At 37.9% G+C, this 15,440-nt stretch carries 11 protein-coding genes; 6 read left to right on the top strand and 5 right to left on the bottom strand.

Features of this window, described 5'->3' with window-relative positions; all coding sequences use genetic code 11:
• Window positions 1-344: 344 nt before the first annotated feature.
• A complete protein-coding gene (locus tag F6K27_RS00640; protein WP_287272792.1) occupies window positions 345-2,183 on the bottom strand; it encodes an NAD(P)H-quinone oxidoreductase subunit F in 1,839 nt (612 codons plus the stop codon).
• Between the two features lie 657 nt (window positions 2,184-2,840).
• Window positions 2,841-3,332: a pentapeptide repeat-containing protein gene (locus tag F6K27_RS00635; protein WP_287243819.1), complete on the bottom strand. Its 492-nt coding sequence runs from the start codon at window positions 3,330-3,332 to the stop codon at window positions 2,841-2,843.
• A 95-nt stretch (window positions 3,333-3,427) separates the two neighbouring features.
• Between F6K27_RS00635 and F6K27_RS00630 the strand changes: the two genes are divergently transcribed.
• On the top strand, window positions 3,428-3,790 hold the full coding sequence (locus tag F6K27_RS00630) for a phage holin family protein (RefSeq protein ID WP_287272791.1): 363 nt from the start codon (window positions 3,428-3,430) through the stop codon (window positions 3,788-3,790).
• Window positions 3,791-4,015: 225 nt separating this feature from the next.
• Here the strand turns inward: F6K27_RS00630 and F6K27_RS00625 are convergent, their stop codons facing one another.
• The 3 genes from F6K27_RS00625 to F6K27_RS00615 form a co-directional block, all read right to left on the bottom strand.
• Window positions 4,016-5,776, bottom strand: a complete 1,761-nt coding sequence (locus F6K27_RS00625) for a hypothetical protein (RefSeq protein ID WP_287272790.1) — start codon at window positions 5,774-5,776, stop codon at window positions 4,016-4,018.
• A 700-nt stretch (window positions 5,777-6,476) separates the two neighbouring features.
• Entirely contained in the window at window positions 6,477-7,229 is a 753-nt protein-coding gene (locus F6K27_RS00620) for a glycosyltransferase family 2 protein (protein WP_287272789.1), read from the bottom strand.
• A 354-nt stretch (window positions 7,230-7,583) separates the two neighbouring features.
• Window positions 7,584-8,438, bottom strand: a complete 855-nt coding sequence (locus F6K27_RS00615; protein ID WP_287272788.1) for a DUF547 domain-containing protein — start codon at window positions 8,436-8,438, stop codon at window positions 7,584-7,586.
• A gap of 296 nt (window positions 8,439-8,734) precedes the next feature.
• On the opposite strand from F6K27_RS00615, the gene F6K27_RS00610 reads away from it, so the two are divergent.
• The 5 genes from F6K27_RS00610 to F6K27_RS00590 all read left to right on the top strand — a co-directional run bounded on the left by F6K27_RS00610 (window position 8,735) and on the right by F6K27_RS00590 (window position 15,338).
• The gene (locus F6K27_RS00610; protein ID WP_287272787.1) at window positions 8,735-9,208 is read left to right on the top strand and encodes a hypothetical protein; all 474 of its coding nucleotides are present in this window, start codon (window positions 8,735-8,737) and stop codon (window positions 9,206-9,208) included.
• 72 nt (window positions 9,209-9,280) lie between these two features.
• Window positions 9,281-11,755: a LamG-like jellyroll fold domain-containing protein gene (locus F6K27_RS00605; protein WP_287272786.1), complete on the top strand. Its 2,475-nt coding sequence runs from the start codon at window positions 9,281-9,283 to the stop codon at window positions 11,753-11,755.
• Entirely contained in the window at window positions 11,709-12,167 is a 459-nt protein-coding gene (locus tag F6K27_RS00600; RefSeq protein WP_287272785.1) for a hypothetical protein, read from the top strand. The genes F6K27_RS00605 and F6K27_RS00600 overlap by 47 nt, the downstream gene beginning before the upstream one ends.
• A gap of 13 nt (window positions 12,168-12,180) precedes the next feature.
• Window positions 12,181-14,691, top strand: a complete 2,511-nt coding sequence (locus F6K27_RS00595; protein ID WP_287272784.1) for a neuraminidase-like domain-containing protein — start codon at window positions 12,181-12,183, stop codon at window positions 14,689-14,691.
• Window positions 14,692-14,729: 38 nt separating this feature from the next.
• The gene (locus tag F6K27_RS00590; RefSeq protein ID WP_287272783.1) at window positions 14,730-15,338 is read left to right on the top strand and encodes a hypothetical protein; all 609 of its coding nucleotides are present in this window, start codon (window positions 14,730-14,732) and stop codon (window positions 15,336-15,338) included.
• The last annotated feature ends 102 nt before the right edge of the window (window positions 15,339-15,440 follow it).

Raw genomic sequence — 15,440 nt, 5'->3', positions numbered from 1 at the left:
GGTAATTTCTAAGTGTAATCTACAGATTATCCATGGGAATGATTGAGATTTTTCCGTAAATTGACCTGCTGTTAAATCAGCTTTATGGCAGGCTTAAATATTTCAAAAATTCAAGGCAAGCATTACAGTTATTTTTGACTATGATGTACAGATAATTAATCACAATATAACCTTTCTCAAGTCATACCATTTATCCATGAAGTTGCGCTTAATAAAAGATAAAAGCTATTAGTAAAATTCAGGTTTTGGTCATAATTATTAAGCGCATTTTTACAGATAAATGGTATTACTAAGGTACAGTTATTTTTCTTCTTTTCTACTCCCTACTCCCTACTCCCTACTCCCTAAAATAAACCAACCACTAACCAACTTAATAATAGAGTCATACCAATCAAAATTGTCAATACATAAAACTGAGACTGACCAGAAACATTATATTTCAAACCTTGACCACCAAACACAGTCGCTAAACCCACAAAATTAACTACACCATCCACAAGATAGCGGTCAACCCAGGAAATAATTCTTGATACTAAACCCACCACAAAAACAATAGTAATTCTATACAGTTTTGCAGTGTAAAAATCGTAGGCAAAAAAGTCTTGTATTGCTGGTAAAGGAAACTTAATTGGTTTCTCCCACCCATCGTTTAGATAAATCAATCCACCAATACCAAAACCAAGCACACTGGATAACAATAATAAACCAGCAACAGTTTTATTAATAATCGCAATATCCGGCAGTAATTCCCATTGCGCCAACAACAGAGGAACGTGCAACGTCAAACCAGCCAAAATCGTCATCGGCAAAACCAATGCCCATAAACCTTCAGGCGATCGCTCGGTCATTTGCTTAGGTTTACCACAAAAAATCAAACCAAACTCCCGAATAATACTAAAAGCAGTGAACCCATTCACCAACAACAACACACCTACTAACCAAGGTTGACTACTCCACAAATAATCTGTCATTTGCAACAGTGCCCAGAAACTACCCAAGGGAGGCAAAGCGACTAAACCAGCAGCACCCACTAAATAAGAAATTCCCGTAATGGGGCGACGAGACCACAAACCACCATATTGAGTCAAGTCTTGACTGACACAGTTTAAAATTACCCCACCCGTACTCATTACCAACAACGCCATCGCACAAGCATAAGTAAATAAAAGCATCAAAGCAGTTTCATCTTGACCAGTTCCCACAGCGATAAATACCAAACCCATGTAAGTGCTGACCGAATAAGAAAGTGATCGCTTAATATCGATTTGGGCAATAGCAATTAAAGAAGCACAAACCGCTGTAAACACTCCCACTCCAATCATTACTGTGGAAGCAACAGGGGATAAAGCTAAAACAGGTTGCAGTTTAATCAACACCCACGCTCCGACCGCTACCACCACCGAATTTCGTAAAATAGTACTTGGCACTGGTCCTTCCATTGCTTCATCTAACCACAGATGTAGAGGAAACTGAGCGCATTTACCCAGAGGTCCGGCAATTAAAGTAAGACTTAATAAGGTAGCAGTTGTGGGAGCGATGTTTGCAGTTTTTGCCCACTCAGCTAACTCTGTATAATTCCAAGTTCCTGCTAAAGGTAATAAAGCAACTACTCCCATCAGCAAAAATAAGTCTCCCACCCGTTTTGTCAGGAAGGCGTCTCTTGCTCCAGTAATTACTAATGGTTGACTAAACCACAACCCTACTAATAGATATGTACCGAGAGTGAGAATTTCTAGAATTATGTAACTCCAGAATAGAGAGTTGCACAAAACTAAGGCACACATTCCAGCTTCAAATAATGCCAGTAGGGAGTAGAAACGTGCCCATCCCCAGTCCATTTCCATGTAAGCGATCGCGTAAATTTGGCTCAGAAGATTGAGACCAGTAATTAATATAGTCGCCCCAATAGTGAGGGTAGATATTTCTAGGGAAATGGTGATATTTAGCCCTGCCACATCTAGCCAAGGTATTAATAATTCTTTAGTTGGTTGATTCCAAGCTACAGATAGAGCGATTAAGCCATGTAAGAAAGCGATAAAGGTCATAATCAGATTGATATAACCTGCTGGTCTTGGCCCGGTACGTTTAATAATTCCGGGAGACCAGGGTATGGCTAGAGCTGCACCGACGATAGCATAGCAAGGTATTAACCAAACTGTTTCTAGAAAGTCATTTGATAGCATTATTTTTATTTTTGCGAGATTTTGATAAATAACTTGCTAATTTATTTAATTAATAGTTAATTTTATATTAAGTTTGGTACATATATTAATATTTTTGTTTTACCAATAATTTGAATTGTTTATGTGTAGATTATGACAGCTTAATTTGATACATTAGAAATTATCTACTGTACTATAGCAATGTATATTCAGCGGTCAGCCATCAGCTATCAGCTATTACTTTTAGTTCAGAAGAAAAGCTTTATTAATTGTCTTACTACAAAAGTTGGCTCCCTTATCCTGAAAGTCAGTTATTAATTTAAACACTATCCCATAAGAGAGAGTCTTGTTGCTGATAGCTGACAGCTAATAGCTGTTTGCGCAGCATTCCGGAGGAAATGTTTACCGAATAATTAATTATTAATAATTAATAATTAATAATTAATTATTCTGGTTTTCAGTCTAAAACCCTCAAAAAGTTAGTATTTTAGGTGCATAGTTGGGCAGAAAAGTTCAGGGACAATTCTTACTCCTAACTGCCTCTAAATTCCCATTTCTCCTGTCTCCTGTCTCCTGTCTCCTACCCCAGCAAAAAGACTTTCCATACGCAAACCCTAAATATTGTTTTTCTAAAAATTATCAAGCAACATTAAAAGCTTGCAAAATTAATGGTACCTACTATCTACAACCAAGGGAATAACGAGTTGCCACCCCCGTTTTGGAATTAACACCTGTTGCTTGTTGGCATAATTTTCTAATTTGCGCTCCATCCAACAAAGCATCTGTAAAGTCTGCATCTGTAATATCAACACCATCAAAAGTCGAGCCTAACATTATTGTTTCCACAAACACTCCATCAGTTAGATCGGCATTAGTAAAATCAACTAAGTCTGCCATAGCATAAGTTAAATTCGCTCCATGTAAATTTGCTTTAGTTAATGTCGAATAACTAAAAATAGCTCCCCGTAAATCGGCATCTGTAAAATTAGTTAGTTGAAGATTCGCATTAGAAAATTCTGCGGACTGCAACACTTGGCCAGAAAAATCTTTTCCGGTAAGTTGGGCATTGCTATAAGAGAGGGGTGGTGGGTAATATTGAGCTTGAGCTAGGGTTGGCCACAAAAACAAATTCAGTGTTAATAAAAAAGTAGCAATTTGATGCAAAATCATAGTAAATGGTTTATTAATTAGACTATCTAACTTAGTTTATCTTAAATTAGGCCACATAATTTTTAATTGCGATTTAGGAGGTTGAAAGAATAAGTATGGCAAGTTTTTTCATCACTTGGTTAATGGCAACCTTATCACTTTTAATTACAGCTTTTGTTGTACCTGGTGTGAGAGTTGATAGTATTCCGGCAGCAGCAGTTGCAGCAATTGTTTTGGGGTTAGTAAATGCGTTTGTGAAACCAGTTTTAACAATTTTAACTTTGCCTCTGACAATTTTAACTTTAGGGTTGTTTTTATTAGTAGTAAATGGAATTTCTCTTTCATTGGCAGGATATTTTACTCCTGGTTTAGAAGTTGATGGTTTTTGGCCTGCAGTTTTGGGGGCAATTGTATTATCTTTAGTTTCTAGTTTTATTGGCGGATTTGTTAATAAACAGGAAGAATCTCAAGATATTTAATCAGTAATCAGAAGGAAGAAGGAAGAAGGAAGAAGGAAGGAAGAAGAAGGAAGGAGGAAGAAGGAAAAATATTACGTTGTCGGAGTTTTAGAGCTTCTCAATCTTTCCGTTCCTTTTCCTTCTACTGTTATATGTCTAAATATATCTACAGCAAAAAACGAATGGGTGTTTGACTTAATTCGTAAAAAAAAGCTGAAAGCTGATTGCTGATTGCTGAATGCTTACCTATTCCCTATTCCCTACTATATTTTTTTTATCTTTCCATTTACTCCAAATAAATCCTACTATTAGAGGCAACCATAACCAGTATCTTTCCATTGGATTTAAAACCCAACTATTATCTCCTAAAGTTTGTCTGTATGGCAAAACAAAATAAATAAATCCTGATAAACTCACCCATCTTATCCCTAAATTTCTAGTTGCTACAGCAAAAGGAATAAACCAAGTAAAATACCAAGCATGAACAATAGGAGATAAAGTTAATAATAAGAAAAAATACCATTCAGTAAAATCAACAAATCTACGACAATTCCAGATTAAAATTCCTACTCCTAAGCAAAGAGGAATTCCATAAATCCAGTTAAATTTTGTAGATTGTTCCGAAACAAAACTAACTAAATAAGGAATTAATTCAGCACTACGACCATTAACAACAAAATTTGAACTTGTAGGAATGAGCGAACATTTTCCAGGTTGACAAAAATTTAGAGCTGCAACACACATTGGTAATAAACCAATTAATAATAAAAAACCTGCTTCCTGCACTTGATGGAGAAGGCAACTTAATGTTTTGTCGTCTAATTTAAACCTCAAAAACCTAGTTTTATGTACTTCATAAAGTTGCAAATTACGATGAAAATTATGCTCCTGTTTATCTGATTTTTCGGCGCTATGAAGCATATTAATTTTGATTCTTTTCTCTTCCCTGTTCCCTGTTCCCTGTTCCCTAAAACATAATATTTTCTGCCAAACGACAAAAGATAAAATTGGTAAAGAAACCCATTTTATTGCCACACTTATACCAATCAAAAAAGCACTCCAATACCAACGATAATTATCTTGTTCTTTTGGGTTAAATACCCCGTCGTCTACAGTTTGAGTTCCCATCCACTTTTTCCAACTTCCTTCTTCCAATTTCCTTCTTCCTTCTTCCTCCTTGCTTCTTCCTTCCTCAACAGAAGTTTGAGTTCCCATCCACTTTTTCCAACTTCCTTCTTCCAATTTCCTTCTTCCTTCTTCCAATTTCCTTCTTCCTTCTTCAACAGGAGTTTGAGTCCCCATCCACTTTTTCCAACTTCGGTCTTTCCTTCTTCCTTCTTCCTCCTTGCTTCTTCCTTCTTCAAAAAAAACTAACCATGCTCCCACTAATGGTAAGAGAAACCAACTATCATAATGACCACCTCCAGCAAAGGAATAAATAATCAAAGGATTCCAAGCATAAATAAAAGTTTTTTGCAGGCTAAATTTTCTAGTTAATAACCAACAAATACCTAAATCTGCCAAGATAAAAGCAAACTTAAAGACAAATACTGACGGACTAATTAGTGCTAAAAATCGAAACCCTAATTGAATCAAAGGTGGGTAAATAGCAGAAGTATCAGGATGATTCATTAACGACCACCACTCTGTTCTATAGGGAATTAATTCTAAAGCATTTGGCGCTAAATCATAGGGACTAAAACCCAAATTTTGAATGTAACCTTCCCACAAGTAACGCCAAATATCATCCCCTGGTTCCATGAGAATTAGTATTAGTCTAGTCAGAATAGTTATACTCCAAAACCAAGCTAAATTAATTGACGGTATTGCCCAAGAAATTATAAAACCTAAACTCATTATGCTGATACCAATCCAAAATTTTATGACAATACCAGCTTCCTGAAAACTACCGTAGGGAACTATGAAAATTGTACCTACTAATATCAAAAATGAACTTAGTAATAAAGACAGATTTTTCTTAGTATAACTTACAGAAAATAGAGTCATAATATCATGTCCGGTTGAATACTTATAAATAACGACAGAGGAGTCAGGAGTCAACCCACCCCTAACCCCTCCCAACCCACCCCTAACCCCTCCCAGGAGGGGAGGGGAAGTCAGGAGTCAGTAGGAAAAAAGAAGGAACAGAAGAAGAAAGTTTCTGATCACGCTATTAAGCGGACATGATATAAAATAGCCTCAAGTATATATAATCTACAATTCGGCACTTCAAAGTGTAGTATTAAAAATCAAGACTCAGAATTGCTGAATTCATGAGTCAGGAGAAAATAATAACGGAATTCAAAAGTCAAAAGTCATGCATTCAAAAGTAAGATTTTATAGCTCAAAACTTTGATTGTTCAGTAATTTCAACAAATTATTCGACATCTAAAGTTTGAAACTATTTGTAACATTCTTTTTTCAAATTGGTATTAAAATATAGGCCGATAGGGAGATGGTGAATATGGGGAAATTTCTACCTTTTTCCCCTGTTCTATTTCTCAATTCCTGACTTCTGATTTAATAATTATTAACCAGGATTATGTTAATTAGTCTTATGTTTACCGAATAATTAAGGTTTAATGCCTCTCCTTTAAACGAGAAAAAAGAAAAAATTTTCCTTTTAGTCAATCCTATCCATTTTCAAGGAGAGGTAATTATTCATTATTAATTATTCATTATTAATTGTTGAATTCTCCCCCACTCCCTACTCCCCCACTCCCCTGCTCAAGAATTTGTTAGTATTATTCTGCAATTCTAGATTTTTCCACAGATATTTTAAATACAATTTACCAAGAGTTGTCAGAATAATTGTTCCAGCCTGAAAACTACCTTTTATAGTACCTGATATTTTTGAACGTCCACCCTGACGACGACGATAACCAACAGGAATTTCAGTTATTTTTAAATCGCATTCTACAGCTCTAGCTTGCATTTCTACCGTCCAACCAAAACCTCGGTCTTGCATTCTAATTCTCTCTAAACTAGACTTCCGAATTAAGCGTAAAGGTCCTAAATCTTGATACCAATATTCCCACCCTAAACCAATTAAAAAAGTAGCTAATTTATTACCAAAATTTTGTACCGGAGTCATAGCAGACCTACCTGCTTTTGTGGCACGGCGATCGCCTAATATTAAATCGTATTTATTAGTAGCAGTTAAAAATTTTGGTAGTTGCTTTAAATCATCACTACCATCTCCATCACAAAATAAAATCCAATCACATTCTACAGGTGTATTTTCAATGCCACGCCAACAAGCTTTACCATAACCTGCTGTAGGTTCTTTGATGACTTTTGCACCTGCTTTTTTCGCTTTTTCTATACTTTTATCGGTGCTACCATTATCAACTACTATGATATTTTTTAGTCCGTAAAATTGTAATGATTTAATTACATTGTTGATGGTATCTTCTTCATTCAAAACAGGAATAATTACGAATATTTTTTCTAAAAGCATTTGTTTTAATTTTTTGTCTAAAAAATGAAGCAAGCATTTGTTTATAGCAGTTATTTAATCTATAATGTACAGTTTTAGCTCCTTTATAAGGGGGATTTAGGGGGTTCGTAAATGTACCTCATAACTTTGGGAATTGCCATAACTTCTACTACATTAAAAAAATAGCTGATAGCTAATAGCTGACAGCTGAAAGCTTAGATATTATTGAACATTTATGAAGTCTTCAAAGTTCCCCTTTATAAGGGGGATTTAGGGGAATCGTAAATGTACCTCATAACTATGGGAATTGCCATAACTTCTACTACATTAAAAAAATAGCTGATAGCTAATAGCTGACGGCTGAAAGCTTAGATATTATTGAACATTTAAAGACCAATCATAGTCAGAATATTTAACTTGATAACCACCCTGTTTTAAATACTTTTTATCGTCAGGATTTACATATTTATGAGCATAATTTACGATTGCCGTTTCTGTTTCATTCAAGCCATCAATAGTTGGTTCTTGACCATAAGTTTTTTTATAATCTTCACCGAACCATTTAAAAATTGAAGAAAAATAAACAGCATTATTTTCACGGTCAATTAGGAAGCCTTGATTATTGATGAGAAACGTGTTAGCTTGGTCATCTAGTTGTTGTTCTAATTGATTGCCAGTAAAAGCTTCTCGTCTCAGAGGAGGGCAACTTATTGCAGCACAAACTAAGGCAACATGAATTCCTGGTTCATTAAATTCTTTCCGTAAAACCTGATGTTCAATATGGTCTAATGTCATTTTTTCTCCAGCAACATCGAATTTCCTAATCTTCCAAACACCAGGGATTCTTCTAATACTTTTAGTAGGGTAATTATCAATAATAGATTCTAAAGTAAAAGAGTTATAAGCATTAACTAAAAAAGCGATTTTTTCTGCGTCTGTCCAAGAACCATAAGTGCTTGGCGTTACAGCTCCAATAGCAGCATTAAATTCATCAAGTTTTTGCCGATTTTCCTTTAATCTTTCGTAGTCAACTAACCCTTCTGCATTGACATATTCCTTTAAAATTGAGTTGTAATCTTGATAATTAAATGGTTGAGCTGAAGTAGTAGTAGACTCTTGTGTACCTTGATTGTTTTCCCCTAGATTTGTCGGACTATTGAAAACACCACAGCTAGCTAAAAATATAAGTAGCGGTAAGAAAAATAATAACTTCTTAATTTGATATCTCATAAATTATTCTGCCATTGATATTAATTTCATGGGTGCATTTCATATTTGCAAAAATACTTTTTTCCTATCTATTCCCTGTTGCCTGTTGCCTGTTGCCTGTTGCCTAAAAGCGATAATTTTTTGGCTTTATTCAAAATTGAGATGCACCCAATTTCATTACATATCCATGAAAAACTAACCGCATGAGTAACTTGTGAAATTTAGCTTAATTTTGACTTAAAAATTGAGATTTATACTAATTATTCTAATTATTCAAAGGGTACCTAAATATGATATTTGACTATCTAAGTAGGTAGGTGAAAAAATTTATAAGTACGTCCGAAGCGAGTGGAGCGGAGCGGAAGGAAGCAATCTCAAGGGTTTTGACTGCTTTAACATTTCGTTATATAGTGATGTTTATTCACGCCTACCTACTTAGGATAAATATTGGCTACAAATTTCAGGCCAGGTGTTCCCTAAAAATATTCACTGTAGAGGTATTGACAATGGCATCAGACAATGATAACAGGACTAAATCCATTTCCCAGAAAGAAACCCCTAAAACTAATGGTAATGGCAAACGTCCTCTGCGTCAGAGAATAGAGTCAGCATTAAACAAACAAGACGGGTTTAACAAAGAACTTGCCCGTTATGGCTTTAACAGTGTTGCTGAGGTAGCAGAATGTCCTTCTCTGACTCAACTGATAGAAAAGGTCAAAGCCAAACAAACAGGTGAAGTAAGTCGGGAAAATCTACCCACTTTTGCCTTTTATCGAAAGGCCAGGCAATGAGAGCAATTAGTCCAACAGGTAACCCGGGATGTAATAGTATCCAAAGATCCAGCGCCAGCCTTACCCCAAGCAGTGGCCAATGAGTTCCAAAGTGCTTCTAGTAATAATTTTCTACGCTTTACAGGGGATGACAGCTATGTGGAAGTTCCCAACACTGACAGTCAGATTAATATATTCCAATCTGGTAGTTTTACTGTGGAGTGTTGGGCTAAAGTAGAAGGAAGCGTCGAAGGAAACGTCCGATTTTTTGGTCACGGCAGTAGCGCTCCTAATGTTTTCTCTGGTGGACTTGACTACAGAAAACTTCGGATGGATTTATCTGGTGAACATACATCCACAAATAACGACTTTGAGTATAGTGGTTGGCATCATTACGCTTATCTCTATAATGACGAAACGAAAAAAGGAGAAATGTATCGTGATGGAGTCAGAGTAGATAGATATGAGGTAAATAATAATCATCATTCTACAGGAGCTTTTAAGATAGGAACCCGTGCAAATCATTATTTTCGAGGGCTAATATGTGAAATGCGTGTCTGGAATTATGCTCGTAGCGAAGGGGAAACCCAGAGAGATATGTACCAACCCTTGATAGGCAATGAAGAAGGCTTAATGAATTATTGGCCAATGAATGAAGGGACAGGAGACACAATCAACGATCGCCAATCCTTCAGAAACTATAACGGTACTCTTAGTGGCAATAATAAACCAGAATGGGTGACAGATCCTGGGCCCGATGGTTTCGGCGAACCAGTGCGCTACGCTAAACCAGGTTCAATTCAGTCGAGTCAATCTGCGGCAGCTTATTTAAAACATATCTATGATTTGCCTAGGGAGCAGATAACTCCCTCATTAGAAAAATGGGCTTTGGATACTCGTCGTCCAGACCTACAAAACTTAGAGCTGAGTGAAAATAACTTACATGAAGAGATTACGACTCTAGAATTGGTTAATGAAGTGCTGCTATCAATGCTTTGTTCCTGTCTGTACTTTCCAGGAAATGACGGCTATGTGAGAGTTCCCAACACTGACAATCAGATGAAGGTATTCAATGACCAAAGTTTTACTGTAGAGTGTTGGGCTAAAGTAGAAGAGGGAAACAGTAGCTCCCGTATGATGCTTTTTTCTGAAAACGGTGGAGCTCTTGTAAGAGCTGGATTTTTTGATGATAAACTTTTTTTTGCGCTTGACAATGGGACTCAGAAATGTCCTGATATATATGAATATACTAATTGGCATCATTACGCTTTTGTCTTTAATAATGAGAACAAAAAACAAGAAATTTATCGTGATGGAGTCCAAGTATATGAAATAACTTGGGATTACATTTGTGGTGTCTCTGCAGATCTCAAAATAGGAACCTATGACACACAGTATTTTCCAGGAATGATCAAGGAAATGGGGATCTGGAATTATGCTCGCTCCGGAGAGGAAATCCAAGAGAATATGTATTGTCCCTTGGTAGGCAACGAAGACGGCTTAATGAATTATTGGCCAATGAATGAAGGGACAGGGGAGACAATCTATGATCGAACCTCCAGAGGATGTCACGGTTCTTTCTACGGTAGTAATAAACCCCAATGGGTAATTGACAAAACCCTTGATGGTTACATTTTTGATTGCTTAAAAACCCAACTACATCCCCTAGCACTACCATTCAACAAAGACCTAGCCACAGTACGCACTGGTTTAGCTCAAATCCAGGGCATGAATGTCAATGCCATAGCTCGTCGTTTTCAGGAAGATGACTATGCACTGACACAAACAAACTTCACCCTGATTCCCCATCTCACTGATGCCTTAGACCTGGTGGAATCAGAAATTGAAATACTCCAGCAGAATACAAGCGATAACGACAATCTCTTCACACAGATATTTGGTGTATTCACAAAACCAGAATTACAATATGTAGACACGTTCATCGAAGCCACCAATATCACCTTCGACGAATTCCGTCAACTGTCTCGAGATTACGCCGTTAAAGACGAGGCAGGGAAATCCTACTCACAGAATGAGTGGGGGGCAAGATTCCATATGGGTACATACGAAGTCTTGAGCCTAGAAGAAGAAAACGAGCGACTGCGCATGAGAGGGGATGACGACGATAATATACACACAAACCAATTATCAGGGATGAATCACCTAGTCAGGCTCAAAAAGCGTACTGGATTAGAGTTTCATCAGCTAGATCAATTGCTGTGTTCTGTGAAAGATGCAAGCGACAACAGAAGAGTAACCGATAAAGGATTCAAGGTCTTAGCCCATTATTTATATTGGCAGGAGCAATACAATCTCAGTGTGGATCAGTTTGTGGGAATGCTGCAAGAAGTTAACTGTTATGTGCGAGTAGGAGAACAAACAGAACCCACCCTGATGCGACAACTGTTTGGCAAAGATGCTCCCTTTGTCACAGAAAAAATTCTAGCTAGTTCAATTAAACTCACAGACCTAGAAAATGTCAAAGAGGGTGGCATTACCCTGGGAGACCCTGCGACGAGGATTGAAACTCACTCGTCGGGAATGGGATGTAGTTTTGGAGTTAGTTAAAATCGACGAATACACCAAGATTAACCAAAGGAGCCTTGCTCTTCTGTATCGCCTAGCTACCATCTTTGGGCTTTTAGGTTGGGATATTCTCAATGGTATCAAATTAATTGAGAAAATAGACCCAGACTTACTAACCACCTTAGGCGAATTAACTGGAGCCAACAGCGTCTTGTCAGCATTAGACAAATTAGTCTGGTTATCTCAATGGATGGAGAGTACGGAATTATCCGTAACAGATTTATTAATGGTACTCACACCACCAAGCGAAGCAGTACTACAAACAACTCAACAGGTAACCAATTTTCTGGATGAATTAAACAACGCCATCCAAGACAATTTACTCGACAGCGAATCTGACTTTGCTATTTACCGCAATTGGAAAGTAAACGAGTTAATAATCCCCCCCCATTGAAATTGAAGATTGGTTGGAGCAGCTACAAAGCCTAGATATCCTGGATGCAGCAGGTTTATTCCTCTCTGTTACCAAAGACCAAATAACAACAGCAGTCACAAAGATTCTCACCGCTGAAAATGTAGACATTGATGCTAATGAAGAACTCAAAAACCAACTGATAGACTTCTTAGCTGAAACCCAGTATAACCAAGAACAAGTTTTGTTTGAGCAAGTCATCAAAATAGCTGAAAGCGATCGCCCCGAAATTGTAGCTCCTGTATTGAGTTGGATGGAAACCAATACCTATGACACTCTCAGCACCCTGCTATCGGGAACTGAATCGGAACAGTTGCAACTGCTGTATAATCTGGCACGACATCTCCAACTCACAAGTAAATTATCCTTCTCTGCTGCCACAGTACAAATGCTCTGTGATTACCCTCAATGGTTAGTCATAGGGATGACCTTACCATTAAATCTACAGCAGGTTTATTATTTAGAGCGGTTCAAACAAATTCAGAACGCTGAAGCTACTGAAGAAATGTGGTTAGCTTATTTTCTCACCCTTTGGGGAGGAGTAGACATCACCGATGACGAGATTAATGACCAGATTAACGCATTATTGGCAGTACTGCTCGACTTTGACAAAGAAGAAATCGCAGTGTTGCGAGACAATGCTTCTAACCAGGAAACCAAAACTGTACAACAGGTAGAAGCTTTGTTCAGACAGGTTAAACTATGTCAAGACTTATCTATCAGTGCCACAGAATTAATCACTCTCACTGAAGAAGGAGTCAATGATGGCACAGACCATCCAGCAGCAGCAGCAGTAGTCTTAGGGGGACTAGCTCGTGCCAGTGATGAGAATTTAGCTACAAATGCTGAAAATGCCCTCAATGAAAAAATCCGTGATGCTTTAGTAGCAGCAGTCTTTTCTCATATCATCTCCCAAGATGATGAGTTGAAAGACAAGATTAAAGACACCGAAGACCTCTATAGTTACCTACTCCTGGATGTGAATGTTACATCTGCTGTACCGACGAGCCGTATTGTGGAAGCAAATTCTAGTGTGCAATTATATATTCATCGGATGCTAGAGGGAGTAGAATCTGGCACATTTGTTGATAAAGCAGCTTTCAGGGACGAATGGGAAACAGCTCAACAGTATCGAGTTTGGGAAGCTAATGAAAAACTGAAACTGCATCCAGGTAACTACATCGAACCCGAACTACGCTACGACAAAACAGAGATATTTAAAACATTTGAACAAAATCTGTCTCAGGGACATCTAGATGAAACCATGATTGAGACAGCTCTGTATAGTTATATGCAGGAGCTGCAACGTCTCACGGAGCTGATACCGACGGGGTTTTGTCAAACACGAGAATACAGTCCTTTAGGTAACCATGTCAACTACTACTTTACGGCCAAAGCAGGTTGGACGGAAATGACTTACTACTATCGTCAGATGCGATTAGATGTGGAGATGTTGAAGACAGGAAACCCTCAAGCTGTCCAGTGGGGAGAATGGAAAAAGGTTGATTTACCTGCAACTAATCAGACAGTATATGGGATTAACCCCGCTTATGCCTGGAATCGCTTATTTCTCATTTGGATAGAGCTAGAGGAACGGCGTAGTGAGGATGGAGAAACGACCACATATCATCTGCTCCCTCGATATCTCAGGCAAGGAGTGGATGGTAGTTTTGGAGAACCTTTGAGACCTTCTATGTCCCAGGAGATACTTGAGGCACTGATTGTTGAGGCAGATGTCAAGCCGACTATTTACCAAGCTAACTTTGAAGGGGATAAGATTAGCTTGTATTTTACTCTGAAAAATGGGGAAGATCCATTAGAGACGTTTTTGTTTGAGATTAGTCAAACAGAAGCAATGGTGAGTACTGCTGAGGATGAAGATATTCCTGCCACTCCTGATATTAGTGGGTACGATGGAACTCCAAGTATTTCGATTACGGAATTCAAAATTGTGGTTTCACCTTCAACAAACCAGCTATATGTTGCAAATGACCATTTGTCTGGCTCCTTTTACTTAAACATTGATAATGGTAGTGACCGGACACCTGTGACAATTAATTATTCAGCAGACATTACTAATAGTCAGGTAACAATAGATATTCCAATGGCTCGACTTACAATCTTCAATGGTGTATCATCGTTCACACCCGACAGTAGGGTATGGGATCTAACATATCAGGTTTATTGCAATGGGAACATAGAATACACCACCGAAGTGTTAGATACAACAAAGCACATTGTCTCTGACAAGATTGAAGATCATAAAGTAGATAAACCCAATCCTGTGATCATAGATATAATAGACGATGAATCGAACATCACCGAAATTCAGATCAAGATTAAATTCAATTGTAGCTTTTACGCAGTGGATGATTTACTTGTTGAGAAATTTACGGACTCACCAGTTGATTGTGAAGTGACAAAAACTGTCGCTCATTGCTATACCTCGAATCACCAGGAATTCGAAAACAAGAGGCATATCTGGTCACTAACAGCACAACAGTAAAAGGTTCTACACATATTTTTCACCTTGTTTCATCAGCATTGAGTAACGTTCCTCAACTCTTACCACTACCTGCTGGAGTCCTACCTCTGTTTTCTCTAGATCATCAATCCTATGGTGAAACTGGGGTTGATAACTTCGTGGCTGAAGCCGAACAAGCTCAAGACGATGAAGGCGGTCAGGTATTCAGTCCTATTCTACAACCGAAACCGAAGAACCAGTTTGATTTCGATGGATCAATGGGGCTTTATGGCTGGGAAGTCTTCTATCACATTCCCGCACTCCTGGCTTCTAAATATGCTGAAAATGGCAACTACGACCAAGCCAAGCGTTGGCTCCGTTGTATTTATGACCCTTCTAGCACAGGAAATCCTTGGGGAGTGCGTCCGTTAAGCAGTAACCAGACAACAAATAGCTTTTCCAGTATCACTGACCCCGATGAGGAAGCTCTCAGAAATACCATTCATTATCAACACGCCACTATTCGTCACTCCATAGAGAATTTACTCTCTCAAGGAGATGACTCTTATCGTCAGGAGACTCAAGAAACCCTGCAAGAAGCAAAAATGTGGTATGTTGTTGCCAAAAATGCTTATAGAACCCTGATGGTATCTTTTTTTTCAATAATCAGGCGATCGCCAATCTCTTAAGCAGCAGTCTCACAAAACAAAGATTGACCTTGGCTGTGGCATTTTCTAAGGTTCTTTTCCTGCGGAATGCTGCGCAAACAAAATTTTTGGCCAAGCTTTTGC

It is taken from the genome of Okeania sp. SIO2F5 (assembly GCF_010692685.1).
Taxonomy (GTDB): domain Bacteria; phylum Cyanobacteriota; class Cyanobacteriia; order Cyanobacteriales; family Microcoleaceae; genus Okeania; species Okeania hirsuta.
This window is presented reverse-complemented; position numbering and strand designations above follow the sequence as displayed.

Excerpts from the sequence above, each read along its gene's own strand:
- F6K27_RS00640 (WP_287272792.1), bottom strand. The coding sequence starts at position 2,183 with ATGCTATCAAATGACTTTCTAGAAACAGTTTGGTTAATACCTTGCTAT.
- F6K27_RS00635 (WP_287243819.1), bottom strand. The coding sequence starts at position 3,332 with ATGATTTTGCATCAAATTGCTACTTTTTTATTAACACTGAATTTGTTT.
- F6K27_RS00630 (WP_287272791.1), top strand. The coding sequence starts at position 3,428 with ATGGCAAGTTTTTTCATCACTTGGTTAATGGCAACCTTATCACTTTTA.
- F6K27_RS00625 (WP_287272790.1), bottom strand. The coding sequence starts at position 5,776 with ATGACTCTATTTTCTGTAAGTTATACTAAGAAAAATCTGTCTTTATTA.
- F6K27_RS00620 (WP_287272789.1), bottom strand. The coding sequence starts at position 7,229 with ATGCTTTTAGAAAAAATATTCGTAATTATTCCTGTTTTGAATGAAGAA.
- F6K27_RS00615 (WP_287272788.1), bottom strand. The coding sequence starts at position 8,438 with ATGAGATATCAAATTAAGAAGTTATTATTTTTCTTACCGCTACTTATA.